This is a genomic window from Porphyromonas sp. COT-108 OH2963 (assembly GCF_000768895.1).
GTDB classification, from domain to species: domain Bacteria; phylum Bacteroidota; class Bacteroidia; order Bacteroidales; family Porphyromonadaceae; genus Porphyromonas_A; species Porphyromonas_A canoris.
In genome coordinates this window covers 71406-97667 of the sequence record NZ_JRAP01000008.1, presented here as the reverse complement: position 1 = coordinate 97667, position 26262 = coordinate 71406, and the positions used below count along the sequence as shown (strand labels likewise).

At 43.2% G+C, this 26262-nt stretch carries 14 protein-coding genes and 1 pseudogene; 4 read left to right on the top strand and 11 right to left on the bottom strand.

Features of this window, described 5'->3' with window-relative positions; all coding sequences use genetic code 11:
- Positions 1-8: 8 nt before the first annotated feature.
- From HQ39_RS04115 to HQ39_RS04090, 6 genes are all read right to left on the bottom strand, one after another.
- On the bottom strand, positions 9-1391 hold the full coding sequence (locus HQ39_RS04115) for a bifunctional UDP-3-O-[3-hydroxymyristoyl] N-acetylglucosamine deacetylase/3-hydroxyacyl-ACP dehydratase (protein WP_036845698.1): 1383 nt from the start codon (positions 1389-1391) through the stop codon (positions 9-11).
- An 18-nt stretch (positions 1392-1409) separates the two neighbouring features.
- Positions 1410-2474 carry a UDP-3-O-(3-hydroxymyristoyl)glucosamine N-acyltransferase gene (lpxD, locus tag HQ39_RS04110; protein WP_036864022.1) on the bottom strand — a complete coding sequence of 355 codons (1065 nt, stop codon included), beginning with the start codon at positions 2472-2474 and terminating at the stop codon, positions 1410-1412.
- Between the two features lie 25 nt (positions 2475-2499).
- On the bottom strand, positions 2500-3588 hold the full coding sequence (gene prfA / locus HQ39_RS04105; RefSeq protein ID WP_036845715.1) for a peptide chain release factor 1: 1089 nt from the start codon (positions 3586-3588) through the stop codon (positions 2500-2502).
- Positions 3589-4761: an AIR synthase related protein gene (locus HQ39_RS04100; protein WP_036845717.1), complete on the bottom strand. Its 1173-nt coding sequence runs from the start codon at positions 4759-4761 to the stop codon at positions 3589-3591.
- A gap of 893 nt (positions 4762-5654) precedes the next feature.
- Positions 5655-7655, bottom strand: coding sequence for a RagB/SusD family nutrient uptake outer membrane protein (locus HQ39_RS04095; protein ID WP_036864019.1), 2001 nt, complete (start codon positions 7653-7655; stop codon positions 5655-5657).
- Positions 7656-7675: 20 nt separating this feature from the next.
- Positions 7676-10936 (bottom strand): SusC/RagA family TonB-linked outer membrane protein, encoded by a 3261-nt coding sequence (locus HQ39_RS04090; protein ID WP_036864016.1) that lies wholly within the window; start codon positions 10934-10936, stop codon positions 7676-7678.
- A 491-nt stretch (positions 10937-11427) separates the two neighbouring features.
- Between HQ39_RS04090 and HQ39_RS04085 the strand changes: the two genes are divergently transcribed.
- Together HQ39_RS04085 and HQ39_RS04080 are read left to right on the top strand one after the other, a co-directional pair.
- The gene (locus HQ39_RS04085) at positions 11428-12126 is read left to right on the top strand and encodes a porin family protein (RefSeq protein ID WP_036791615.1); all 699 of its coding nucleotides are present in this window, start codon (positions 11428-11430) and stop codon (positions 12124-12126) included.
- 282 nt (positions 12127-12408) lie between these two features.
- A complete protein-coding gene (locus HQ39_RS04080) occupies positions 12409-14055 on the top strand; it encodes a PL29 family lyase N-terminal domain-containing protein (protein ID WP_036864014.1) in 1647 nt (548 codons plus the stop codon).
- Between the two features lie 162 nt (positions 14056-14217).
- Here the strand turns inward: HQ39_RS04080 and HQ39_RS04075 are convergent, their stop codons facing one another.
- From HQ39_RS04075 to rnr, 3 genes are all read right to left on the bottom strand, one after another.
- Positions 14218-15423: an aminopeptidase C gene (locus HQ39_RS04075; RefSeq protein WP_036791622.1), complete on the bottom strand. Its 1206-nt coding sequence runs from the start codon at positions 15421-15423 to the stop codon at positions 14218-14220.
- A 64-nt stretch (positions 15424-15487) separates the two neighbouring features.
- Positions 15488-16525 carry a 23S rRNA (adenine(2503)-C(2))-methyltransferase RlmN gene (rlmN, locus tag HQ39_RS04070; RefSeq protein ID WP_036864011.1) on the bottom strand — a complete coding sequence of 346 codons (1038 nt, stop codon included), beginning with the start codon at positions 16523-16525 and terminating at the stop codon, positions 15488-15490.
- 19 nt (positions 16526-16544) lie between these two features.
- On the bottom strand, positions 16545-18731 hold the full coding sequence (gene rnr, locus HQ39_RS04065; RefSeq protein ID WP_052079430.1) for a ribonuclease R: 2187 nt from the start codon (positions 18729-18731) through the stop codon (positions 16545-16547).
- Positions 18732-19398: 667 nt separating this feature from the next.
- Between rnr and HQ39_RS04060 the strand changes: the two genes are divergently transcribed.
- Together HQ39_RS04060 and HQ39_RS04055 are read left to right on the top strand one after the other, a co-directional pair.
- Entirely contained in the window at positions 19399-22380 is a 2982-nt protein-coding gene (locus HQ39_RS04060; protein WP_036846322.1) for a SusC/RagA family TonB-linked outer membrane protein, read from the top strand.
- A gap of 22 nt (positions 22381-22402) precedes the next feature.
- Positions 22403-23974, top strand: a complete 1572-nt coding sequence (locus HQ39_RS04055) for a RagB/SusD family nutrient uptake outer membrane protein (protein ID WP_036845725.1) — start codon at positions 22403-22405, stop codon at positions 23972-23974.
- A gap of 103 nt (positions 23975-24077) precedes the next feature.
- On the opposite strand, the pseudogene HQ39_RS04050 reads toward HQ39_RS04055, so the two are convergent.
- Together HQ39_RS04050 and HQ39_RS09685 are read right to left on the bottom strand one after the other, a co-directional pair.
- Positions 24078-25385 (bottom strand): annotated as a pseudogene (locus tag HQ39_RS04050) (IS5 family transposase).
- Positions 25386-25687: 302 nt separating this feature from the next.
- Positions 25688-25984: a hypothetical protein gene (locus HQ39_RS09685; RefSeq protein ID WP_235317638.1), complete on the bottom strand. Its 297-nt coding sequence runs from the start codon at positions 25982-25984 to the stop codon at positions 25688-25690.
- Between the last annotated feature and the right edge of the window lie 278 nt (positions 25985-26262).

The window sequence follows — 26262 nt, the reverse complement described above, 5'->3', positions numbered from 1 at the left end:
GATTCTCTTTACTTGTTTTTTGTGATCTGGGCCATAAACTCCGCTTCAGCTACCAACTTCTCCCCGACAAAGGCAAGACCCCTCATGTTGGATATGCCTCTGCGTGGCTCGGCAAGCAGTTGAAGACGGAAAAGTAGCGTGTCTCCGGGTACGACTTTATGGCGGAACTTCACGTTGTCTATCTTCATGAAATAGGTGCTGTACTGCTCCGGTTCGGAGAGTTGTTGCAGGATAAGAAGTCCGCCAACCTGAGCCATCGCTTCTATAAGCAGGACACCCGGCATTACAGGCTCGTCCGGGAAGTGCCCTTGGAAGAATGGTTCGTTGGATGTGACGTTCTTCACGCCCACGATGTGCATGGATCCTATCTCTATGATCTTATCTACCAGCAAGAACGGATAGCGGTGCGGAAGAAGAGCTTTCACCTCTTTGACATCGAGTAGAGGCGCTGCGTTGGGATCGTATACGGGTGCTTGTGCTTCATTCAAGCGAATATCCTTGCGGATCTGCTGTGCCAAGACGTTGTTGATACTGTGTCCCGGACAGGTCGCGATCACTCTTCCCTTGATTCTTTTACCTATGAGAGAGAGGTCGCCAAGCAGATCCAGCAGTTTGTGTCTTGCCGGTTCATTGTTGAAGACCAAAGGTTTATTGTTGATATATCCAAGGTCTGCAGCATTCTTTTTCTCCACTCCCATCAGGTCGGAGAGCGAATCCAGCTTCTCCTGAGTGAGTACCTGATCATATATTACTATGGCATTGTCGAGGTCTCCACCCTTTATGAGGTTGTTGTCCAAGAGTTGCTCTATCTCTCTTACGAACACAAATGTTCTGGCAGCCGCAATATCCTTTTCAAAGTCTGCGATAGAGTCCAAAGAGGCATACTGATTGGAGAGTATCGGAGAGTCGAAAGAGATCAGAACATTCAGTCCGAAGCTGTCGTCCGGAAGGATAATCAAAGAAGACTTGCCATCTTCGGACGATACCTCTATCTTTTTCTTCACAACATAGTAATCTCTCAGATGCTCCTGCTCAACGATACCGACCTTCTTGATTCCTTCAAGAAAATGGATGGAGCTACCGTCCAAAATCGGGAATTCAGGAGCGTTCACCTCTATCAGACAGTTATCTACCCCCATGGCATAAAGCGCAGCCATAGCGTGTTCCACCGTACTTACGTGTGCGCCGTTATCGCGTAGGACGGTGCCTCTATTGGTCTGAGCCACATTCTCAGCAAGAGCCGCAATGATCGGTTTATTCTCCAAATCGACCCGCTTTATCTTTATGCCGTGATTGTCCGGTGCGGGATGAAAGGTGATTGCAATCTCTAAACCGGTGTGAAGTCCCTTGCCGGAAAGGCTGAACGACTCTTTGAGTGTATGCTGTTTCATCTTGTAATATATTATCTGTTACTTGTTGCTACCATTCTTGATCTCGTCAAGCTCTTTTCGCAGAGCCTCTACCTCTTTGGATAGAGCGAAGAGCTGCTTGTCCATTTCCGGGAGTCTTCCGTAGACTGCATGTGCACGCATCGCTTTCTTTATGGGAAAAGCGGGAGAGCCGAAGTAGGTAACGCCCTCCTCCTTAATATCCGAAATCACTCCGGTGCGTGCGGCAATGGTTACCTTTTGAGCCGTCTGCATGTGTCCGGTAAGCCCCGATTGTCCTCCGATCATATTCCATGCGCCTATCTTTGTAGAGCCTGCGATGCCCACCTGAGCGGCTATGACCGTATGTTCATTGACCACTACGTTGTGAGCGATCTGTACAAGATTGTCTATCTTGACACCTCTCTCCACAATGGTAGATCCCATCACCGCTCTGTCTATGCAGGCACAAGCTCCCACCTCTACATCGTCTCCTATCAGGACATTGCCCATTTGAGGTATTTTGCGATAGCCCTCTTCGGAGGGAGCAAACCCGAAACCGTCTGCCCCGATCACTGCACAAGAGTGGATGACACAGCGTTCGCCCACCTTGCATTCGGCGGAGACAACGGCAGAAGGATACACAATGGTTTCCGCTCCGATCTCTGCATTCTCACCTATAAATACGAATGGAAATATCTTGACACCCGGATGCAGTACCGCTCCTTTGCTGATATAAGCGGCATGACCGATGTAAACATCTTTGGGAAGAGTGACGGACGGATCCACAAAAGCGGTCGAAGCCACTCCGCTCTCTTTTTCTTTGAGCTTTTCTGCAAACTCCATCAGTTTGGCAAGAGACTCATAAGGATTCTCCACCCGGATCAGGGTAGAAGGTATGGCTCTTTCCGGCTTGAATTCATTGGATACAAGCACGGCTGTCGCCTTGGTTTCATAGATGTATTGTTCGTACTTGGGATTGGCAAGGAAAGTGAGACTGCCGGGTGAGGCATCCTCTATCTTTCCAAACTGAGATACGACGGCTTCTTCGTTACCCTCGACCGTTCCTCCCAGATATGCGGCTATTTCTTTTATCTTTACTTTCATGATTATCGTGGATAATGGACACGGCTTACAGCTCTGCCTCTTTTAGGCGTTCTGTATTTTCAGCCACTATCAGCGCATCCAGCATCTCCTGTATCTCTCCTCCCATAAAAGCGGAGAGGTTGTACATGGTTAGATTTATTCTGTGGTCTGTGATGCGTCCTTGCGGATAGTTGTATGTCCTGATCTTAGCACTTCTGTCTCCTGTGGAGACCATTGTTTTCCGTTTGCCGGCTATTTCGTCCAGATATTTCTGATGCTCCAGGTTGTAGATCCGAGTCCGAAGTTCTGCCAGTGCTTTCGCTTTGTTTTTAAGCTGGGATCTCTCGTCCTGACTCTGCACGACTATTCCTGTGGGGATGTGTACCAGTCTCACGGCGGAGTAAGTGGTATTGACACTCTGACCGCCCGCTCCGGAAGAACAGAATGTGTCTATTCTGATATCGCTCTCTTTCACTTCGACGTCAAACTCGTCCGCTTCCGGTAATACCGCCACCGTGGCAGCCGAAGTGTGTACACGCCCTTGGGTCTCTGTCTGAGGCACGCGTTGCACACGATGTACACCCGACTCATACTTCAGAGTACCATACACATCCGCTCCGGTTACCGTGAATACGATCTCTTTGAAACCTCCCAAAGTACCTTCGTTCATACCGGTAACCTCTGTCCGCCACCCTTTCGACTCGCAATACTTAACGTACATCTTATAAAGATCGGCAGCGAATAGGGCGGCTTCATCACCCCCTGTTCCTGCTCGTATCTCCACTATTGCGTCCTTGGCATCTTCGGGGTCGGCAGGAACCAACAGCAGCTTGATCTCATCCTCCAATACCGGCAGGGCATCTTGAGCAGTGGCTATCTCCTCCTTTATGAGAGCCACCATGTCGGGGTCGCTTTCCGTTTGCAGCATCTCCCGTCCCTCTTCTATCGTTTTCACGGCAAGGGTGTACTCATCGCCTTTAGCCAGTATCCGCTCCAGCTCCTTGTATTCTCGTGTGAGCTTTTCAAAGCGTTTTCTGTCTGCGATGACGTCCGGGTCTGTAATCAGAAGGGATACCTCTTCAAATCTGGCGTGCAGTACGCTTATCTTGTCTACTATGCTTATCTGCTCAGCCATTTATTCGTATTTGAATACCCCGAAAGGCGTGTGCAGTACAACCTCTTTCTTCCCTTCTCCCTCCATTACTCTGCCGACGACCTGAGCCTCCACACCGAACTTGCGGGATATGGCAATGATTTCGGGTGCAACCTCTTCCGGCACATAAAGTTCCATACGATGTCCCATGTTGAACACCTTGTACAGCTCTTTCGGCTCTGTCCGTCCGGAGCTGTAAATGAGGTTGAAGAGTGTCGGTATCGGGAACAGATTATCTTTCTCTACCTTTAGATTTTCCACAAAGTGCAGTACTTTCGTCTGAGCACCACCGCTGCAATGGATCATGCCATGTATCTTCTCTCTGTGGTGCTTGAGTACCTCTGCAATGATGGGAGCGTATGTCCTTGTGGGGGAGAGTACGAGACGTCCGGCATCCAAAGGTACTCCGTCGACCATGTCTGTGAGTCTCTTTGTTCCGCAATAAACGACCTCGTTCGGAAGATCATGGTCGTAAGTCTCCGGATAGCTCTGCTTCACTTGTGGTCCGAAGACATCGTGGCGAGCGGATGTCAGTCCGTTGCTGCCCATCCCTCCATTGTAAGACTGCTCGTAGGTCGCTTGTCCGGACGACGCCAAGCCTACGATCACATCGCCGGGACGGATGCTGGCATTGTCTATGACGTTCTTGCGAGGCATACGGCAGGTAACCGTGCTGTCTACTATGATTGTACGCACGAGGTCGCCTACATCGGCAGTCTCTCCGCCGGTAGAGTATATGCCCACGCCCAAAGCGCGCATCTCTTCGAGAAACTCCTCTGTACCGTTTATGATGGCAGAGATCACTTCTCCCGGAACTTTGAGTCTGTTCCTGCCGATAGTAGATGAGAGCAGGATGTTATCCACGGCACCCACGCAGAGCAGATCGTCCAGATTCATCACCACAGCATCTATGGCGACACCTTTCCATACGGAGAGGTCGCCCGTCTCTTTCCAGTAAGCGTACGCCAGAGAGCTTTTGGTGCCTGCTCCGTCTGCGTGCATGATATTGCAGTATTCGGGATCGCCTCCGAGTATATCGGGGATAATCTTACAGAAAGCCTTTGGGTATAGACCTTTATCTACGTTCTTGATTGCGTTGTGAACATCCTCTTTGGAGGCGGATACACCTCGCAAATCATAGTTGTTTGTAGTCATCTGTTGTCTTAGAGTATCATTAACATTCTCTTTACCGTTCTAATCTCTGATGTATCATGCAGATACAGAACCGGTACAGGATTCATTGCTACACAAAACTATGAAAAAAAAAGGATATGACCTACCAAACCCTTTTCTTATGGCTTTTGACCGGATGTGGCAATGGCGATAACGCTTCCGATGGGTGAACTTTTATATAAAAATGAATCCGCGAAAATCTTCGCTTTTTGCTCCTCTCCGAACTCCATTTTGGGGACTGAAGCGGAGAGTGTGTCTGTAATTATTTAGAATAGAGATAGATATAAATCAGCCCGAATTTGGAGAAAAAATTTTCTCAATGCATTTCATGGGCTTTTTTCGCGTTAATTGGTGTGAATTTTAACGCCCATACCTGTGAATATTTCCTAATAAAGAAATCTGCCCTTTTAGGTGCATTTTAATGCGAAAATACTTAGTTGTTTGATATTGAGAGTTTTAATGTTTTTGACTAAACACTTTAATCGAATCCGGTAAACGTATTAAATGAAATCGCTAAACGTGTTCATTGAAAAATTAAATACGTTAAGCCGAAAGAATATGCTCGTTTAGCGTTTTGGGTGAACCTGTGTCGGAATTTGTGTTAATAAAACAGCCCTGATTTAACAGTTCGGTCGTGCTCTCAAAACAACCCCTCCGATCAAAATAGAGAGCCCGAAAAAAGTGAGTATTTTTCGGGATGGAATATATAAAAATGAGATTTCGGAAAGGGAGAAATCTCGCTCTTTTTTCATCCTCAACAGTCCAAAAAGAAAGCAAGTGCACGGCTTTCGTTTTGCCATGCACTTGCTTTTTATTTGAAATATCTCTTTCCTGAAACGGGTATGACAGGAAAGGAGCTTATTCCGTGTCTGTTATCAATATTCCGCAGGAGTTTCCGCAGAAGCCTTCCAACCCGGATTTTGATACAGGTTGCTCTCCTCTGCATTGCCGGTAGGCGATGCCAAGCTCAACTCTTGATAAGAGAATGGAGAGAGGTAGTGCGCCTGATAGAAGGTGTAGCCATTGAATACATCGTTGTTTGCCTTGATCTTTTGGTATGGGCGGATGTATTTGCTCAACTCCTTAGAAGAGAGATTGGAAGCAGAAGAGCCATCGGCAATGATGAGAGTGTTACCATCGGCACCATAGAATCTTGGATAAGTATGGATCTTATCCCAGAAGTTTACGCCCTCTATATGGTAGTCTTTTACCTGGTCCATAGCTCTCCAGCGTATGAGGTCTGCGGTTCTCATACCTTCTCCTGCAAATTCGGAGCGGCGCTCTCTACGGATACTGTAAAGAACCGGGTCGATAGCCACGCCGGCAGAGAATGCTCCCCAGTCGTAAGACTCTCTGTTCGTATTCGCTTCGTAAGCCATATCGGTGGCTCCTGTTGTTACTTCTATTGCCACTGTTATACCTGCACGTCTGCGAAGTGCATCCCAGTAGGTTCTTGCGTTGCCGTCTATCACTTTGTTCTTTTCGTAAGATGCCTCTATGTAGTTGAGGTATGCCTCTGCCACACGGAAGATGATAGTACCGGAAACGTCGTGCATCTCGGAGTTGAGGTGCATACGTTTGTCGTAGTTGTAAAGCTTGCGCTGACGATAGCCGGTAACGTCTCTCGACTCGTCATTCGCAATAATGTTTGCAACATTGAACATTACGATAGGATCTTCATTGGTGTAAAGCACATTGCTCTCTCCGAACAAGAAGAGCTGCAGACGTTCGTCACGATCTTTCTTTACAAGATCGACAGTCTCGTCTGTCTTTGTGTATCCGGAGTTTTGAGCATAGATAGGAAGACCGTTCTTCATCAAGAAAGATTCTACCAAAGCGCGTGTCCAACCGGAAGAAGAGCCTACTGCAAGCTTATGAGATGTTAAGTGTACAAGGTTTTTCTCCTTGCTGTACTGTCTCCAAAGCAAGATTTCAGGGAACTTTGAAAGGTCTTCATCTGCAAACATTTCGTAGTAGTTGTTCCATCCATGGTGCTGACCCTTTACCGGATCCATCACTCCGCTGTTCTCTGTAAGAGTAGGGAATGCATCGGCAACCGCTTTGGCGGCAGTCATCGCTTCATTCAAGAAGAACTCTACCTCCCCTGCAATGTTGAAGCTTTTACCCTTGTTCCACTCTTTGTCCTTACCGGGCCATGTAGGATCTCCCGGTACGCGTCCGGAGCCTTGGTGGTACTTTTCGAATGTACCCTCGAAAAGAGCTACGCGAGACTTGAACAATAGAGCTACATTTCTGGAAATGCGTTGGTTCATAGGAGTTTTATCCTTCAACATAGAGATGGCTTTGTCCAAGTCCGAAAGGATAAAGCGAGCCACTTCGTTACGAGGCATACGTTTGGATGCTTCGATGAGAGTAGCTCTGTCATCGGACAAAGCTTTCTTTATGATAGGGAAGTCGCCATAAGTTTGCAACTTGTCGAAGTAGAGCGCAGCACGGATAAAGTAAGCTTCACCAATATAGTGGTCGATGTCTGCTTTAGATCCGCTGATCGCTTTCTGCTCCAACTTCTCGGTAACATTCTCAAGAAACCAGTTGACGTTTCTTATTGCCTCGAAGCCGATACCGCCTTCTGAAGGCACTTTCCATACATCTTTTGTGAACCAGGCTCTGTTCGGATTTACACCGGCTTGGTTGTCTGTGCCGTTATCTCTTGCTGCAACACCGGCATTCCAACCTCCTGTTGTAGGGAAGACAGCGGGATAGTAGTTGAACGTAAAGCTTCCAAGCTGTTCCGCATTGGTATAAAAGCTATCCGGGCCTACTTGATCCAGCGGTTCTCTATCCAGCAAATCACATCCTGCCAAAGAGAAGGATAGAGCTCCTATAAGAGCTATTTTACTAAATATATTTTTCATTGTGATCGTTCTTTTACGGATTAGAAATTAACATTTACACCAAAAGACCATGTGCGTTGAAGCGGATAAAGCTTACCCGGTCCCCAGTCGCCACCGATGGCTTCGGGGTCAAAGATCTTAGTCATCTTAGTGAAGGTAACAAGATTGTCCACAGATGTGTACACACGTACTCTGGAGAGTCCGACCTTTTTTATCCATGATTGAGGAAGAGAGTAACCTATCTGCATATTCTTGATACGCATATAAGCTGCACTCTTAAGATATCTGGTTTGTCTTTGCATATTTTTACCACCCTTTCCGAATAGAGGTCTTGGGTAGTATGCATCAAGATTAGCTCCGAGAGGGTCGCCTTCAGGACGGAAGAAGTCCCAGTGTTCTACGAATCCTACACTCTGCCATTTACCATGACTTGTAGCACCAACAGAGTATGGAGAGCCGTCCCACCAGTCTCTTTTACCTACACCTTGAAGGAAGATGGAGAAGTCGATACCCTTCCATTCAGCATCTGCATTGATACCGAACTTGTATCTCGGAGTGGCGTTACCGATGACAGAAAGGTCGCCATGGTTGTCCAATGTATAGTTTCCATAGTTTACGGTGCCGTCACCATTGAGGTCTTTATACATGATGTCTCCGGCTGCCCATTGTGTCCCCATTGGTTGCTTGCTGTGTGCAAGGTGATCGTTCATCTCCTGATCCGTTTTCGCTATACCGATAGTAGTATAACCCCAGATCTCTCCGGACTTCTGACCTGCATACCAGTCGCTAAGAGAGTTGGTCGGGTTGCTGTATCTGAGAATCTCTTGTTGGTCATCGCTGAGAACGAGTTTGAGACCATAATCCAAACCTCTCCATTGATCTCTCCAGCGAACTTCCAAGTCCCAACCATAAGATCTCATGTCTGTGTTGTTGATCTTAGGAGGCGCCACACCAAGTATTGATGGAAGCTTCTCCGGATTGGAAACCATATCGTAGGTTGTTCTGTTGAAGAAGTCGAAGCTACCTTGAAGTCTGTTGTTAAGAAGAGAGAAGTCGAGCGCAATGTTCCATGACTCTACACGTTCCCAAGTGAGTGAAGAGGAAACGATACCCGGAGCATTGGAGGTGTTTACTCTTTCTCCGTTGAGAATCCATCCGGAGTTGGCAACACCCTGTGGCTGTGCAAGGAACCAAGGGTACAGGGCTTGGATATTGGTGTTACCCAAAGCACCCCAAGAGCCTCTTACCTTTAAGAGAGGAACGATATGCTTGATAGGTTCCCAGAAGCTTTCGTTGGAAAGATTCCAACCCACTGCAAATGTTGGGAATGTACCCCATCTCTTGTCTCCGATGAAGCGAGAAGAACCATCTCTACGAACAGATGCTTCAAAAAGATATTTGTCGTCGAATATATAGTTGATACGACCGAAGAATCCCATTGTAGCCCAATGGCTGTAACCGCCATAGAATGTAGGCTTGTCGTGTGTCGCAGTATTTACGGTAGGAACAAGAGGAGTGATAAGATCTTTTTTATTACCTCCGAGATTTCTTGTATTGCTGATCTCTATATCGAGACCTCCGAGCATTTTTACGTCATGCTTGCCAAACTTTTCGGAATACTCTGTGAAGTAACGACCGTTGAAGTAACTGCTCTTCCATGCAGATTCCGAAACACGGGTCTGTCCTTCGTCTCCACCTTCGCGAGATGTAGGATGAGGGTTGCCGTCCTTGTCGTATCTGAAGATAGGAAGAACATCCCAGTGGTTGTTGTTATAAGTGGTATTGTAGTTGTTTTCCAACTTAATGGTCCAGCCTTCCACCGGCTTTACAAGGAACGTAATCTGTTGGTTGGAGAAGTCCTTTTGGTTGATGTCCTTACCTCCATCTCTCATTTGGATGGTTTCCTGACCTGAAATAAGGTGTCCGTTCGGGTCTGTAACCGCATTCACAGGCCAACGGCGTGCGATGTTGTGGAAGAACAGACCGGTCATGTAGCTTGGACGAGAGTAGTCTTCACGAATCCAACGGTTGTTGTAGGTAATGTTGAACCAAGGAGTGATTTCAGCCGAGAACTTTCCGGATACATTGTAACGGTTGAACTTGTCTTGACCATAACGGATAAGACCTTCTTGATCCAAGAATGCTCCACTGATGTAGTAGTTTAGCTTGGATGTGCCACCCGAAAACGAAACATTGTGTTCTTGTGAAGGCGCATTTGAGCGGTAGTTTTCCTTAAACCAGTTGGTATTTGCCCAGTTTCCTTCATCGTACATTGCCCATTCGCCTTTGGCAGCATTCCACATGGTACCGAATCTGACCTTTTCGTTATTCGGGTCTTGCTTGTAGAGACGAATCTTTTCGAGTACGTCGTTAGGGAAGACGATACCTTCACCTGCATTTGCTCCTGCACGGTTGAAGTAGTTTGCAAACATTTCAGAGTCCATCATTGTAGGGATCTGTGTTGCTGTATTGAAGCGCATATTTCCGTTGTAGGAGAATCTGCTCTTGCCCTCTTTACCACTCTTTGTGGTGATAAGAATAACACCGAATGCCGCACGAGAACCATAGATGGCACTGGAAGCCGCATCCTTCAATACTGAGATGCTTTCGATGTCATTGGCTGCAAGAGTATTCATGTCTCCTTCTGCTCCGTCGATAAGTACCAACGGGCTGGAGTATGATCCTTCACCGATGGTTCCGCTACCACGGATGTTCATGCTCAATCTGCTGTTAAGAGCACCTCCGGAGTTTGTAACGCTGAAGTTCAATCCCGGGACAACCCCTTGAAGTGCTTGAGCCACGTTCTGAACAGGTCGAGTTTGAAGCTGCTTTGAATCCACATTGGAAACTGCTCCGGTAAGATTAACTTTCTTTTGTGTACCATAGCCCACGACAACAACCTCTTCCAACTGTGAAGTCAAAGGTTTAAGTGCGATCTTGAGAGTAGTTTGGCTACCTACGGTAATGCGCACTGTTTCGTATCCCATGAAAGATACTTCCAAGACATCTGTCGGGGTAAGACCATTGATGGTAAATCTTCCCTTTTCGTCTGTACGTGCTCCTTTACCTATTTGGGTTGTAACGCGAACCGCAACAACAGGCACGGGATTGCCTTTTTCATCTACAACAGTACCGGAAACACTTTTTGTGTCTTGCTGCTGAGTGGTAGTAGTGTTCGAGTCGGCTGCCGTAGCTGTCGGGCTCAGTGCTGTCATGAGACCTGCCAGTAGTACCCCTGCCATTGTTCGATAGGGGAGTCTGATGCTTAGATCTCTGCCTTTAGAAAAATTGTCCTTTTTCATAATTACATATCTAAATAGTGTATTTCTGTTCTTTTTGTGGATATGGTAACTAAAAAATGTTTATGCGGTAATGCAAATGTATGTATTTTTTAGGATATCGGAGTTTTGTCAGACTCATTTTCTTCATATTTATTTTTTTATCAGAAAGAGTGTTTATCTCTTTTTGCTCCTCTATCCTTGTGTCTGTGCCATCTTTATTTGAGTAGTCAAAAGAGTTCCTCTTTTTTTATAGAGATTTTATCGAAAATAATATTGTTTCTTTTGAGAAGAGATTAAAAGAGAGATGTAAAGTTGTGTCTTGTGCTTCTTCTTTATACATTTGTCATGCACTGCCTTGTAAAACAACCGACACAATCGGCTTGTATGGCAAGGTGATATTTTAAGAAGGCATATCATATTTGTGCTTTCTATGTATAACCCTAAGGAGAGAAGGTTTGAGTAGAACAAAAAGAAGCTTTAAGCGTTTTTTCCTCTAAAAAACAGAAATACCAATGAAAAAGAAACTTTTAGCACTGTTACTTTTAGCCGGAGGGCTATTTACTGCAAACGCGCAAAACATTCGTCCGAGAATAGAAGTGGGAGGCGTAATGTCCATAGTGGAGTTCAAAGCCAGTTCTGTTGATCTGAACTCTAAAGTAAAGATGGGCTACCGGGTATCCGGTGCAGCGGAAATCGGATTGGGTGGTGGTTTGTACATTGCTCCGGGTCTTACTTTTAAGTCTCAAGGAGGAAACTATGATCTGAATAGCTTTAGAAAGATTTTTGGTCTTGGTCCTTTGAGCGGAGATAATGCCAAAGCCAACAGAGCACACCTCAACTACCACTATCTTTCTGTTCCTCTTAATCTCGGATTTCGTGCAGAGTTGAGTCCGACATTAGGTTTCTCCGCTGAGGTCGGTCCTTATTTTGCTTATGCTCTCAGCGGTAAAGGTGTTTATGGAGACTCTGACATGGATCTGTTTTCAATGCCGGAGTCTGTAAAAAAGTCATTGGAATTTAAGAGATTTGATGCCGGTATTAACGCTTCTGTGGCTGTGGACTTTTCAAGAGCTGTTTTCCGCATAGGTACCGAGTATGGTCTTACCAATAATGTTAAGGTGCAGTCCCTTTTGGGAGACCTTTTGGGTGTTGGTTCATCTTCCACATTGAAGAATTTTAATGCTTATGCTTCCATAGGATTCAGATTCTAAAAGGTCAGACATAAAGACTTTCATAGGGGCGGAAGGGGGATACTCTTTCCGCCTTTTCTTTTTTTTGATTTGGTGCATGAGATAATGGGGTATCGTTGTATTTGTTTTGACCTTTAAGTACCCGGATGAGAAATACTACTTTCGGAGAAAGGTTAAACAAATATTTGTATTTCGCAATTATTATTTTTATTTTCGTGCAGTGAGGTTTTGCAAAGCATTTGTACGCTTGCCGAACTTCAAGAGATGTAATAACCTATTTCTAACTTATTAAAAACTTATGAGATGAATAGAAGTATTTTCTTCTGGTTATTGCCGGTATTTATTCTTTTTACGGCATGTTCGGATTTGAGTGATCTAAGAAAAAGATTAGACGAACACGAAGTCCGGCTGAAAAATCTTGAGACTTTAATGACAACGACCAATTCCGACATCAAGGCGATGAAGGAGTTGTTGGATGCTCAAAACAAAAAGATAGGAATAGTATCCTATACAGAGCTTGCGGACAAGAGCGGCTACGAACTCGTTATGAGTGATGGATCTAAGATTGTAATAAAGAACGGAAGTGCGGTTGGAGTGAAAACCGATACCGATGGGCAGCTCTACTGGACTTTGAATGGCGACTTTATGCGTGATGCCGACGGTAATAAAATAAAAGCCTCAGGTATAGCACCAAAATTGAGAGTGAATGGAAATGGATTGTGGGAAGTGAGCGTTGACGATGGTAAAACTTGGCAACTCGTTCTTGGTGCAGACGGAAAACCGGTAAAGGCTACCGGGCAGGATCTCTCCGAAGTATTGAAGATTACCGAAACAGACGAATCCGTCATCATCGAATATAACGGACACAAGTTTATTATTCCTAAGAAACCTGCCATAGTGGAGGTGAAAGAGATCATTCTAGATCCGGTTCAGAAGCAACTTAAAGTTGGAGAACGCTTTAAGATAAGAGCGACTATCAAACCGGCAGAGGCTGCTTCTACACTGATAGTCTGGCAATCTTCTAACGAAACTTTGGCAACAGTGGATAATGAAGGTAACGTAGCGGCTTTGGCTAAAGGTGCTGTTAAGATCATAGCAATAGCAGGAGGTAAGAAAGCAGAGTGCAATGTGGTTATTATTGAAGGAGCTGCTCCCATAACCGGAGACGAAGAGATGAATCCTCTTATCCCGATGTCTTACATGTCGAAATTCTATCTGAACAAAACGGGAACCGATTTTCTTACAGATCTGAGTAATAATACCGATATCGGTTTCTTCTCTTGGTTCAGACTTATGGGAGTAAAAGATTCTAACGGAAACGTAGAGGGGAAATCGATATTAGGAGATAATCCTTCATTGGGAGATCAATATGCTGTGCCCACAAAGGATGAAATGCTTACGGTATTTCCGGCAGCTATGCAGGTGTTGCTTCTTAACTCAACATTCGGTCCTGTTGAGAAAAACGAAGATATTACTTTGGATGGCACCAAGAGTACTTATCGTTGTTACTATCAGGGTGTAGGCAACGGTATCTCGTATGCAGTACGTCTTGAGGGTAACGGCAGCAAATATAGAGCCGCGTATAGGTATGTTTTGAAACAGGAAAAAAGTGCCTTCTTTACCTATACAGTTACGATTCGTCACTTGGGAGATGATACCACAGTGTTGGCTGATGTCGCCAAAGAAGAGTATTGGGCAACCAATAAAGAAAAGGATATCTCTAGAACATTCATCACCACTGGTTTTTATATGAATTGTAATGAGCACGGAGAAGGAGTAGGAGGGATAGTTCTAGATAGGCGTACAAGTGTTTTCTGGAATGCGGATACGTACGAGAAGTACGCCTCTTATGCTTACCGCTTTATGTTTGATGTGGAGTTCAACTATTCTCGTATTCACACGATGGAGAAGAAGTCAGCCCTGCCAGTCCGATTGATGAGAAAAAAATAAGAGAGTCATCTTTGGGAAGATAAATCTTTGTGGAACAGAGAGCCGAAACATTGGGTTAGTTTCTCCGTTCCTATTCTACTCAAAACAAGAATCAGAAAAGGGCGAGACGGAAATTATTCCGTCTCGCCCTTTATATTTTTTGCTCTGTTTGGTAGGGATGTCTTATTTCAAGCCCAACTTTGCTCTAATTTCTTTAGGTATAGCGTTCTTGTGCACAACAATATTCATCGTCTTTCCGGCAACAAATGCTTCTGAGGCATACCAGATTCCTTTGTACTTTCCGGTCTCTCCCCAAGAGTTTTTAACCATGAAGAAGAGCTTTCCTGTTTGGTCTTTAGCAATACCATAAATAACCATACCGTGGTCGTCTGTTGTGGTCTTGTTGTCGTATCCTTCTTGACGATATTCTTGTGTAACCTTGATCTCGGGAGTATTGATGTGTGTTACAAGATCACGGATCATTTCATTCCTTTGATTTGGAGTGGCTCCAACCCAACGTGCTTGGTCTGAGCCGGAGTTTTCTGCACTTTCAACATCTACAAGAAGAGCATATCCGTCTCGAGTAAAGCCCGGTTCGCTAACGTCCGAACCCCATGCTATCGCATAACCGGTATTGATAGCATTCTTCATTGTAGCCATCAATTCCTCTAACGGAAGGTTGTAGCTGCTGGAGTGACGCCAATTGTCCGCAATCTCCATCACGAATGAAGAGTAGAACGGAACATGGGTGTATGAAGTGAGAGAAACATAGTTGTCTGCATCCAAACCGATACTTTCTGCGAAAGATTTTGGTGTGTACTTCTTGCCATTGTAAGAAAACTCGGTAGGAAGTTCGCCCAAGTAAGCATCTATGATGCTGTCGAATGCACGCTTCCAAGCTGTGGAAAGCTTCTTGTTAGGGTTCTTTTCAATTCCTTTAAGGAAGCCCACTGCTCCGGCTTCGAGTTCGCTGTGTGCGTGGATAGTGGTTCCATAGTTGAGACCGGGCATTATGGTGCTTGGAACAGCTCCGTAATGCTTGAGAACATAAAGCACATCGTAGAACGAACCACCTTGAGCAAAGTTGATGTGTCCGTCTGTACGAATATATTTCACAGCCTTATCTTTGTAGCTGTGGCTTACAACAAACATTTCGCTTAAATCAACAGGTTGTTTACCCATTCTCAACATTTCGGCTTCCCAAAATCCTATACCGGAGAAAGACCAGCAGGTACCGCTTCTGGACTGATTCTTTACCTGTGTGATCTTGAGCTCTTTCACAGGGGTGAATACATAAGCCTCTTTTTTCTTAACATCTGTAGATGCCTCTTGTGCATGCAGTGAAAATACACCGCAGATCAGAGCAAGAGAAAGAAATAATCTTTTCATTTCTGTTTTTGTTATTAGTATATAGGTTATTGAACATTCGCAGCCAAAGATAGACAAACTTTTGCTATTGCGGCTTCTTGCCTTTCGTAGTGGCAAGCATACCGCATGCGGCAAAGATATCCTCCCCTCGTGATCTTCTGGTCGTGCATCTGACTCCTTTAGAGTTGAGATAGTCCTCAAAACTTTGTACTCTTACCGGAGAAGGCGAACGAAGATCCACGCCTGGGATAGAGTGATACTTAATAAGATTTATCCTGCAATCGGGAAGCAGAGGCTTGAGTATGCGGATAAGAGCTTCCGCATGGCGAAGATCATCATTGAGACCATCGAAGACAATGTACTCGAACGACAGCCGGCGCTGCCCTGAAAAGTCGAACTTTTGAAGCGTTGCTATGACCTCCTCTATCGGGAAAGCTTTCTCCACAGGCATTAAAGCAGCTCGCTCTTCCGGGTATGGGGAGTGAATGCTTATGGCTACCTGACACTGTTGCTCCTGTAATAGTTTTAGCAGCCCATCTCTCGACCCTATGGTGCTTACAGTAATTCGCTTCGGACTCCATGCCAAGCCCCATGGGGCAGTTAGTATTTCTAAGGTTTTTGATACTTCATCATAGTTATCCAAAGGCTCTCCCATGCCCATGAACACGATATTTGTCAACTTTTCTACATGAGGACAGGAGAGAAACTGATTGATGATCTCTGCCGAGGGAAGATTAAATAAAAAGCCCATCTTGCCGGTATGGCAAAATGAGCAATTCATTTTACAGCCTATTTGGCTGGATATACATAGTGTTGCACGATCGGATTCGGGGATATAGACGGTCTCTATCTCTCGCAAGCCTTTTTTTGTATCTACTGAAAAGAGATATTTCTCCGTGCCGTCCTTAGAACGTTGTGTGGTAATGGGAACATGGCGTCCAATGGTATAATTCTCGGAAAGCTGTTGTCGAAAAGAGATGGGCAGGTTGCTCATCTCTTCTATCTCTGTTACTTTGTGTACGTAAAGCCACTCCGCAATCTGCTTAGCTCTGAACTTGGGTTGGTTATGACTTTTTACCAAAGCTTCAAGCTCTTTCAGCGTATGACCTATAAGTGTTTTCATGATTGGTCTATTGTTATTTTCAGCAGAGAATAAAGTCTATCTGTTTTCTCTCGAAGTTTACCCTGTCAACCTCTATCTCTACGCTGTCTCCCAGTTTGAAGACTCTGCCGTACTGCCTTCCAATCAAACAAAAGTTCTTTTCATCGTAAACATAGAAGTCATCTGTAAGAGAGTGTATGGGCACTAAACCCTCACAACCATTGGATTTGATTTCTACAAAGAATCCGAAATCTGTAACGCTTATTATCATGCCCTCGAATCTTTCTCCGATCTTATCGGACATGTATTCTACCTGTTTGAGTTTGATGGATGCACGTTCTGCTTGAGATGCCAACTGCTCTTGATCCGAACAGTGGCGGGCTTGCGACTCTAATATGCCGGGACTGTCCAACTCCTGTTCATGTTCGTATGCCCAAAGGTATCGGTGTACCAAAACATCCGGGTATCTTCTGATGGGAGATGTAAAGTGAGTATAGAAAGGAAATCCTAATCCATAGTGTCCGATATTATCTGTCGTATATATTGCCTTGGACATTGTTCGCAATACTATTGTTTCCAACATATTTTGCTCCGGTTTGCCTCGAAAAGCCACAAGCATTTCGTTGAGCGCCTTTGATATGTGCTCTTTGTTGCCGTCCAATTTGAGTACATACTTAAGCTTCATCATGAATTTGGAAAGGTCTTGCAGCTTTGCCTCATTGGGCAAGTCATGGATACGATAGATAAAAGCTCTCTTGGGATGACCCTTCAAATGTTTTTCGGTTACATGTTGGGCGATGGTTCTATTGGCGAGAAGCATAAATTCTTCAATGAGCTGGTGAGCCTCATTGCTCTCTTTTGTGTAAACATCGGTCGGCTTACCTTGATCGTCAAGAATGAATTTAATCTCTTGCCTTTCAAAGTTGATAGCCCCGGCTTCAAATCTTCTGCTTCTGATTTTTTGAGCAATTTCGCTAAGATGGATGATGGATTGCCTTACCTCTTCGGCCGGATCTCCTTCCCCTTTGATTATTTCATACGCCTGCTCGTAAGTCAGACGTGCATCGCTATGGATGATGCTTTTTACGATATTGTAGTTCACCACTTCCGCTTTATCGTTGAGCTCGAATATTACGGAGTAAGCAGGACGATCCACATTGGGCTTGAGAGAACACAAATCATTGCAAAGACGTTCCGGCAACATCGGTATCGTACGATCCACCAAATAAATACTCGTCGCTCTTTTTTGAGCTTCAATGTCTATCGGATCGCCTGGCTTCACATAGAAAGAAACATCTGCGATATGAACTCCCACGCTAACATTACCGTTCTCAAGCCGTTCATAGGAGATTGCATCATCAAAATCTTTGGCATCTATCGGGTCTATTGTAAAGGTGGTAAGATGTCTTAGATCTTCCCTTGTCAAAAACTCTTTTTCGGACAGCCCTTCAGGAAACTCGTTTGCCAACTGCTCCAGCTCTTCCGGATATTTATATGGAAGTCCAAACTCCGCTAATATTGCGTGCATTTGGGTGTCATTATCTTCCGGTCGTCCAAGTACATCTATTATCTCTCCGACAGGATTCTTGTCTTCCTGTCTCCATTCTATTACTCGAACCAATACCATATCTCCATCCTTTGCATCATTTGTGTGCTTGTCCGGGATGAAGATATCGTTCTGAATCTTATTGCCTTCCGGGATTACAAAGCCCGCTTTTGCTCCGAGAGGCTTTTGTAATACCCCCACGTAATTCCATTGTGCACGTTCCAAGATTTCTACTACTCGAGCAGCTCTGTTATTGCTATGGGAAAAAGTTTTAGGCAGAACCTCTATACGCACCCGATCTCCATTGAGGGCGTTGCGAGTATCTCTGTTGTCTATTAAGAATATTTCATCGTTCTCTACAGCCTTTGCCGTATGTCTTCCATTGGCACGAGCTATGAATATTGCATCATACCGGTCTCCTTTATAATTGAGACGATAGCGATGATTCCCTATGGCATTGATACTCTCTTCTTTTCTGAGTTCATTAAGAGCTTGCTGTATGAAAATTCTTCCATTCCCTACGTTAAGACGAAGGTTTGAAGCGAGTTGTTTGGGATTGAATGTTTTGGTAGGATTGGAATAGAGATGCTTTAGAACAGCATCTTTTATTGTAGAATATGTTGCGTTTTTACTTCTTATAGATCCTCTTGAGGCTCTACTCTTTTTATTTTGTCTTGTCATCTTTCAAAGATCTTATTGAGTCTTTTTTTCTTCGCAAAGGTACTATTATTCTTGCACTTGTGAGTGCAAGAAAGGAAAGAGCCCCAATTCTTAAAAATGATGTAAATGGAGGGATTTGTAGGAATGCCTTTCTGTTGAAGTAATATTATGCTTTTTTAATATAGTGCCAATCGTTATCTGATTCATAAGGATGTCTTTCCGTACGTACTCTTTTTCCTAAAATCGTTTCTTCTTTTATTTAATGGGAGTGGAATAGACTTCCTCATCGTGATGCTTAATCAAAGGGATTTTCTTTCATGAGCAAATTCATCTTCTCCCAATATTTTTAACATCAAATGAAAGTAAGTTTATCAATTTTCTTCTTGTGTATTATTGTTAAAAAGTGGTTTCTTGTGTGTTAAAGTGATAGGGCTGTTACAAAAATGTTTGTTAATAACGAAAAGATTTTCGTTATTTGTAGCAGAGTCAAACCCTCATGATAAGCAGTATGAAAGAACCCGAAGAATACATTGGAGATCTTTCTTTGTAAGAGGTTTGGTAATTGGTTTATATACAGAATTTTAGTGTTTTAGGTGTAGCAAGCAAACAGTATAGGTCTTATCACTGTCGGAGTGGGGCTGATTTATTGGAAGCTTGGTACAAAGGTTTACAAATAATTAATATGCTTATGAAGAAGTTTATGTTGTTGCTGACCGTCCTATTGATAAGCGTAGGATCGGTCGTCGCACAGATGAAGGAGGTGTCCGGTGTGGTTCTCAACCAAAAGGACAATCAGCCTCTCACTCGAGTCACAGTAAAAGCGAAAAGTGGCAAGGGCGGAGCTTATACAGATGCTCAGGGACGCTTCCGTTTTAATGTCCCTGCAACAGAAAAGATGCTTGTTGTTTCATTGGTGGGGATGACCACAATAGAAGTTCCCGTTGGCACAAATTTGAAAATCCTTCTGAAAGAAGAGTCTTCTGTTCTTGAGGATGTTGTTGTTATCGGTTATGGATCAGGAAAAGCTATAACAAATACTTCGGCTTCGGTTGTCAAAGTTGGAGCCAAGGATTTGGAACAAAAGCCAGTGGCGAATCCTTTTGATGCTGTCCAAGGTAAAGTCGCTGGTTTGCAGGTGCTTTCTTCTTCTGGAGAACCCTCTGAAATATCTTCTGTAAGACTTCACGGTAGTGGTTCTCTTGGAGCTTCCTCTACTCCTCTTTACGTGTTAGATGGTATGCCTGTGGGTGCGGGGATTGTAATGAGTATGAATCCTAACGACTTCGAAAGTTTCCAGGTCTTAAAGGATGCCGCTGCTACGTCTATCTATGGTGCTCGTGCTGCGAATGGAGTTATTTATATAACTACCAAAAAGGGTCGTGTTTCTGAAAGAGGAAATATAACATTTAGAACTCAGTATGGGGTGTCAAATCTTGCAAATAAGGACTATTATGAGTCTCTGATGAACTCAAGGGAATTAGGACAGTTATACAAGGATCTGAAATTTTATGATGATGAGACTGAGGAGAAGATTAATAAAATTTGGGAATCCGGTATTGACACAAAGTGGCACGATTATTATTTTAAGAAAAATCAACCCCTAAGGACCGCAGATATCGCTTTTTCCGGAGGATCAGGAAGTACTAACTACTACATCTCCTCCGGTTTTCTTCAACAACAAGGACTAAGGTATCGTTCAGGGTATGAAAGATATAATATAAGGGCCAATATCAATAGTAATTTGAACCCTATTATCAAGGTTGGGCTAAATACGGCCATTACTTATGATGTCTCTGAAACAAATCAATACACAAGGAACAGTACCAATGGAGGTCTCTCTTCTTTAGCTCTTCCATGGTACTCTCCTTACGACAAGGACGGAAACGAGTATTATGACGTTAAAATACCTGGTTGGAACCGTTGGTCTCCTCGCTACTTGGCGGATAAGATACCTTCAAATAGTAGATCTCTTACAATGGTTTCGGCAGGGAACTTGACTATTACTCCGTTTAAAGGCATGACAATACGCTCTCAGGTAGGACTCGAATTAACTGATACGCGTGGAACGACTACTCGTTATCCTTCTTTCGGAGATTCCTTTGGAAATGGTTTTAGACGACAGTCTTTTGGACGCGATATTAACTGGACAGTTACTAATACGGCAGAATATAAGTTTAGAATAGGAGATGATCATCAAATAACTTCTCTAATAGGCCAGGAGTATATAGATAATAGATATGAGAGCTTTAGGGGAGAAGGGCAGGGTTTGATAGATGATAAGCTCATTCTATTGTCTTCTGTTACTAAGGATAAAGAGCTAGGAGAGTCTTATTCTGCATCCGCATTCTTGTCTTATTTTGCCCAATTATCTTACAGTTATAGGGATAAGTATTTTGTTGATTTGACCGCTCGTAATGATGCTTCATCCAGATTTGGAGCTGACAATAAAAATGCCTCATTTGGTTCTCTCGGTTTACTTTGGAAAGCTAAAAATGAAAGTTTTCTTAAGGATATTGACTGGTTGGATAATCTGAGAGTGAAGTTTAGTACCGGTACTTCTGGTAATGCTGGTATTGGCAATTACGAAGCTCAACAACAAGTTGGTAAGATAGGTCAATATGATTCTGGAGCTTCTTGGGGGCTTTCTTCTCCTGGAAATCCGAAACTTACTTGGGAGACTCAATGGAAAACGACTCTCGGCTTTGATGCAAGAATATTAGATATAATAGGACTGAATGTCGAGGTTTATAATAGGTTGACTTCTTCTATGCTGATGGATGTTCCTTATCCCCATACTTCGGGATTTTCTTCTCTAAAAGAAAATGTGGGAAAATATCAGAATAGAGGTGTTGATATTCGTTTGGATGTTGATGTCTATAATAACAAGAGCAATGGAAACTTTGTCGCTCTATACGGAAATTTCAACTACAACCGAGATAAAATTCTTGAATTGTTCAGAGGATTAGATACTTGGATTATGCACAACTATGGTCTTGCCTATGTTGTAGGACAGCCAGTTACTTTCTTTTATCCTATTTGGAAGGGGGTCGATCCTAATACCGGAGCACCTCAGTGGTATAATCCTGGAGCTAACAATGCTATAACTAATAAAGATGACAAGGATGTGTTTACTCCGACCGATGAGGAGCCTTTTAGTTCGGATGCGTTAGCTCAGAATACAGGTATTTCACGTCAAGCTCCTATCAATGGCGGTTTTGGTTTGAACGCACAGTTCTATGGGTTTAGTTTGCAGGCAGACTTTGCTTTTACGTTAGGAAAGCACTTGATCACAAATGATGACTACTTTTTCTCTCAGAACCCATATGTGTTTTCGATGAATGTTCGAAAAGAGATCTTAGATTATTGGAAGAACCCTGGAGATGTAACAAAGTATCCTTCTTTGGCCCATAACTTTGTTGAATTCGATAGCCGTATGATAAAAAATGCGTCATTTGCACGTTTGAAAAATCTTACTTTAGGTTATACTTTACCTAAATCGCTATTGGCTAAGCAAAATATTATAAGAGGAGCAAAAGTCTTTGTTTCTGGACGGAACTTGCTAACCTTTACTAAGTTTGATGGTGTCGACCCTGAGGTTGATAGTAATTTGACTCTTGGAGCTAACCCTAATACAAAACAGGTTTCTGTGGGACTTGAACTGAATTTCTAACAAAGTTAATTGTTGATTTATTATGAAAAAGATAAAAAATCTTATTGGGGCCTTTGTCTTGGGAGCGCTGTTTTTCTCATCTTGCGATATGGAAAGGCTTCCTAAAAGTACAATACCGGGAGAGGTTGAGAATTCTTTTGAAACCATGGCGCATGCGAAGAATTGGGATAATGGAGTGTATTCCTCCTTTAGAGCGCGTCAATATGGGGATTTTGTTAAAATTGCCGATGTCCAAGCTGATCAACTCAATGCTGCGAAGGATTTTGGAAACAATTCCGGGTTCCCTCATGGTTGGATAAAGTTAACTTCTTCAGACTATGATATTTCTGGTATTTGGGAAGCTTATTATAGTGCGATAAAGAATGCCAATCTTATTCTGACTAATTTGCCTAAATTAGCAGCTACATTTGATGCTACGAGTGATGAGGGTAAGGAGAATATTGCTACTCTGCAACTATTTGAAGCTAATGCCAGATTTGTAAGAGCTTATTATTATGCAGAATTGGCTAAGCGTTATGGGACAATATATAACCAAGCTACTGCTGCAAGTGATCTTTGTGTTCCTCTTGTTTTAGTCTATAACATAAATGAAGAGCCGGGACGTGCGACAAATGAAGCTGTTTATAAGCAAATATCAGAAGATATTGCTTTTGCAAGAAAGGTTTATATGGAACAGAAAATTGAAAATAAACCTAAAAATACTCGCTTTTCTCCAGCTGCTTGTGATGCTTTGGAAGCAAGAGTTAGTTTAGAGAAGAAAGATTATACCACAGCTTTAGAGTTGTCTAAGAAGCTTATTGATTCCAAGGTATTCCCTTTGGTTAACTCAGCTGAAGCTCTATTTAACATGTGGCGTCATGATGATTCTACGGAGGACATTTTACAGTTATTTGTTAGTAAACCGGATGAGATACCCTCTTCTGTGAATAACTATTTCTCTCCTTTAAATTCTAATCGTTATCCGTTTGTAACTGCTCATTGGTTCCCTACTCAGTGGATGTTGGATTTGTATAGTGAAAAAGACTATAGAAAGAAAGTCTATTTTGAAATGGACAATAGGCATCGTGTATACGTTAGCGGTGTGGGTGTATTTGGAGGACTTATCACTATTATTAAGTATTGGGGTAATCCGACTCTTGCAGATCTGACAAATAATAGATTCTTTGGTGTTGTTCCTACAGGACGACAAGCTCCTAAGGTATTTCGCATAGCAGAATCCTATTTGATAGCAATGGAATCAGCCTACATGTCCGGAAAAGAAGATATTGCTAAAACACTTTTAAATGAGTTGAAGAGTGCAAGAGGGTTAGATCCTATAAATCTTTCAGGGAATGAGTTGTTTGAGGAAATTAAGAATGAGCGTACTCGGGAACTTGCCTTTGAAGGTCATAGGCTTTGGGATCTTCGACGTTGGAATATGCCTATGATAAGAAGAGCTCCTCAGAATATTGCAGCTTTATCTAGGGGGGCTGGATCTAAACCTTATTATGAGTTGGAAATTCCTGCTGGACATAATAAGTTCGTTTGGGGAATTCCTGCGAATGATATGCTTATAAATAAGAATCTGAAAGGACAACAAAATCCGGGTTGGTAATCCACATCTGATATTTGTTTGGATAAAAAGAGAGGTTGCCTCTGCAGGCAACCTCTCTTTTTATATATTATGTTTGATTCTGGAGATAGTACCTAGTCGTCCCTTAAAAAGCATTGCTAAGCGAGAAGTCATGGATGAATGGCTTCTCGCTTATTATTTTGAGCAAGTGTAAAAGAGCTTTCATAGCTCTTTTGAAGTTATAAGCAGCCGCTGCCAGCAGGATGTTTATATCATCCCCTACCAATCCCTTGTAAAAGTTGCGCCCTAAACGATGATCTGATTTCAAGTGTCCAATGGTGGGTTCTATGCCTGCTCGCTTGCAGAATAGGTTGTGTTTCTTGCACTTCTGATACCTGCTATCTGAGGATTTTGGGGAATCTGGAATTAAAATCTGAGTGCCGTTAATCTCTTTCTTGCCACGATAACCTCTGTCGCCCGCAAGTATTTTGATCTTTCTTCGTGTAAGACGTTCCACTTGTGCTAACGAGGATTCTATGGTGTGACCATCATATTCATTACGAAAAGATTGGGCTCCAAGGATAATACCTGTAACCGAACGTATGATAGATACCTTATTGCCAAATTCGTACTTCTTGTGCTCTTTCCCCTTACTGATACATTGCACCTCGGGTTCATGAATAGAATAAATCTTTTTCCGGCTGTTACGTCTTTGTGAAAGAATGGCTTCAAACCTCTCAATTAATCCAGTGTGGCGAGAATCCGATCCAAGATTACGCTTGAGTTCTCGAACTAATCTCCCCGCTATGGTCCGCAATTTCTTGTCTGCTTTCAGTGCCTTCTTGAGGTTCTTGGGGTGATTGCGGAAACGTTGGTCGCGATAAATGCGCTTCAAAACGAAAGTGTAGCTTTGGCGAAGAGGAAGATCTAATTTTTCGACGATATCCAGAACCTTACGGACAATCTTTTTATGCAACTTGGCATCAGTTGGGAAGGTGATATTCTTTTCTTGAACGGTAGAATCGATAAAGGCGGTATCATGATGATGCTCATCGTCTTCTTCGTTATTGACACGAATGCTTTCCTGAAAAATAAGTTCTATACCCTTTTCCCCAATGCGATTGCGAAAATGCACCAATTCAGAAGAGGCGCAGGGGGCACAGGGTGTAAACTCTTGCATGCCACAAAAGTACTGATAATAAGCATTTTAACTCCATTGTTCCACAATGGATTCATCTGAGAGATTGCGAAGATGCTTGAGAATCAACAAGCCACACATCAGACGAATCGGCTTACCAGGGCGACCATTGTTCTGAGAATACAAAGGTTCGAAAGCCGTATCGAATTTTGCCCAATCTATTTTGTCGGCTAATTTATAGAGTGGGTGCGATGAATTCAACAGGTCTGATAAGCTGCTGAATAATGAAGGACTATGATGAAGCTTTTTAATCATGAAAATCTGCAAGTTTCTCACTGTAAAGATAAGAAAACTTGCAGATTTATCAAAGGGATTTTCAATATAATATACTGAATATCAGTAATTAGACAGCTTTTTAAGGGACGACTAAATAAGAGACTTTTGGGGAGTACCTTATTCGCTGTATTATTTAAGATTCGGATCTGGTCTTATCGTAAGTACCTTCCGTTCTCTTCTCTCTCAGTGACTTGTATCTGAAGTACTTCTCGAAATTGCTTTTGGGAAAGAGGTTTTTGCCAAATAGTGACCTTTGAAAAAGACCTCCATAAGTTATTATTTTAATAACTTTCCTGCTTTGAAAGCTTCTTTCCTCTTTTATTTTCAGGTTCTATCCCTAATAGAAAGCAGGCAAATGTGGCAAGTTCTCCGAATAGTGTGAGGATTGAGTGGTGAATCTCGCCTTGAGGTTCGTAGAGAAGCCCGAAGAAGATTACTACAACACCTGCTACAAGAAGGGATGTAGCCATCGTGTATCTTATCTTTTTGTAAAAGAGAGATGAGGATGCTTTTTCTCTATCGCCCGGTATAATCCGATTTACAATAGGAACAATCTGCTCGATAGAATTGCTATTCATGTTTGAATGGCTTGCTCTCCTCTGTCTTACAATAGGGGACTGTTGTGCTTGAGATTGCTTTCTCAAGTTCGGTTGTTTCTTTTTTATCTGTATTGTGTTAGGGACTGCTTGAGAGGTTGAATCTCTCTCCATGTTTGAAAGGATTGCTCTCCTCTGTTTTACAATAAAATTGCATTTTGTTCCGGATTGCTTTTTCAAATTCTGTTGCTTCTTATCCATCTGTTTTGCGATAGGGAATATTGGTGCTATTGAGTTGCTCTCAAACTTTGGATATTTTT

What these genes read in the sequence shown, in the direction of transcription:
- HQ39_RS04095 (WP_036864019.1), bottom strand. Translation starts at nt 7,655, where the DNA reads ATGAAAAATATATTTAGTAAAATAGCTCTTATAGGAGCTCTATCCTTC.
- HQ39_RS09685 (WP_235317638.1), bottom strand. Translation starts at nt 25,984, where the DNA reads ATGAATAGCAATTCTATCGAGCAGATTGTTCCTATTGTAAATCGGATT.
- HQ39_RS04055 (WP_036845725.1), top strand. Translation starts at nt 22,403, where the DNA reads ATGAAAAAGATAAAAAATCTTATTGGGGCCTTTGTCTTGGGAGCGCTG.
- HQ39_RS04090 (WP_036864016.1), bottom strand. Translation starts at nt 10,936, where the DNA reads ATGAAAAAGGACAATTTTTCTAAAGGCAGAGATCTAAGCATCAGACTC.
- HQ39_RS04075 (WP_036791622.1), bottom strand. Translation starts at nt 15,423, where the DNA reads ATGAAAAGATTATTTCTTTCTCTTGCTCTGATCTGCGGTGTATTTTCA.
- HQ39_RS04115 (WP_036845698.1), bottom strand. Translation starts at nt 1,391, where the DNA reads ATGAAACAGCATACACTCAAAGAGTCGTTCAGCCTTTCCGGCAAGGGA.
- rlmN (WP_036864011.1), bottom strand. Translation starts at nt 16,525, where the DNA reads ATGAAAACACTTATAGGTCATACGCTGAAAGAGCTTGAAGCTTTGGTA.
- HQ39_RS04085 (WP_036791615.1), top strand. Translation starts at nt 11,428, where the DNA reads ATGAAAAAGAAACTTTTAGCACTGTTACTTTTAGCCGGAGGGCTATTT.
- HQ39_RS04100 (WP_036845717.1), bottom strand. Translation starts at nt 4,761, where the DNA reads ATGACTACAAACAACTATGATTTGCGAGGTGTATCCGCCTCCAAAGAG.
- lpxD (WP_036864022.1), bottom strand. Translation starts at nt 2,474, where the DNA reads ATGAAAGTAAAGATAAAAGAAATAGCCGCATATCTGGGAGGAACGGTC.
- HQ39_RS04080 (WP_036864014.1), top strand. Translation starts at nt 12,409, where the DNA reads ATGAATAGAAGTATTTTCTTCTGGTTATTGCCGGTATTTATTCTTTTT.
- HQ39_RS04060 (WP_036846322.1), top strand. Translation starts at nt 19,399, where the DNA reads ATGAAGAAGTTTATGTTGTTGCTGACCGTCCTATTGATAAGCGTAGGA.
- prfA (WP_036845715.1), bottom strand. Translation starts at nt 3,588, where the DNA reads ATGGCTGAGCAGATAAGCATAGTAGACAAGATAAGCGTACTGCACGCC.
- rnr (WP_052079430.1), bottom strand. Translation starts at nt 18,731, where the DNA reads ATGACAAGACAAAATAAAAAGAGTAGAGCCTCAAGAGGATCTATAAGA.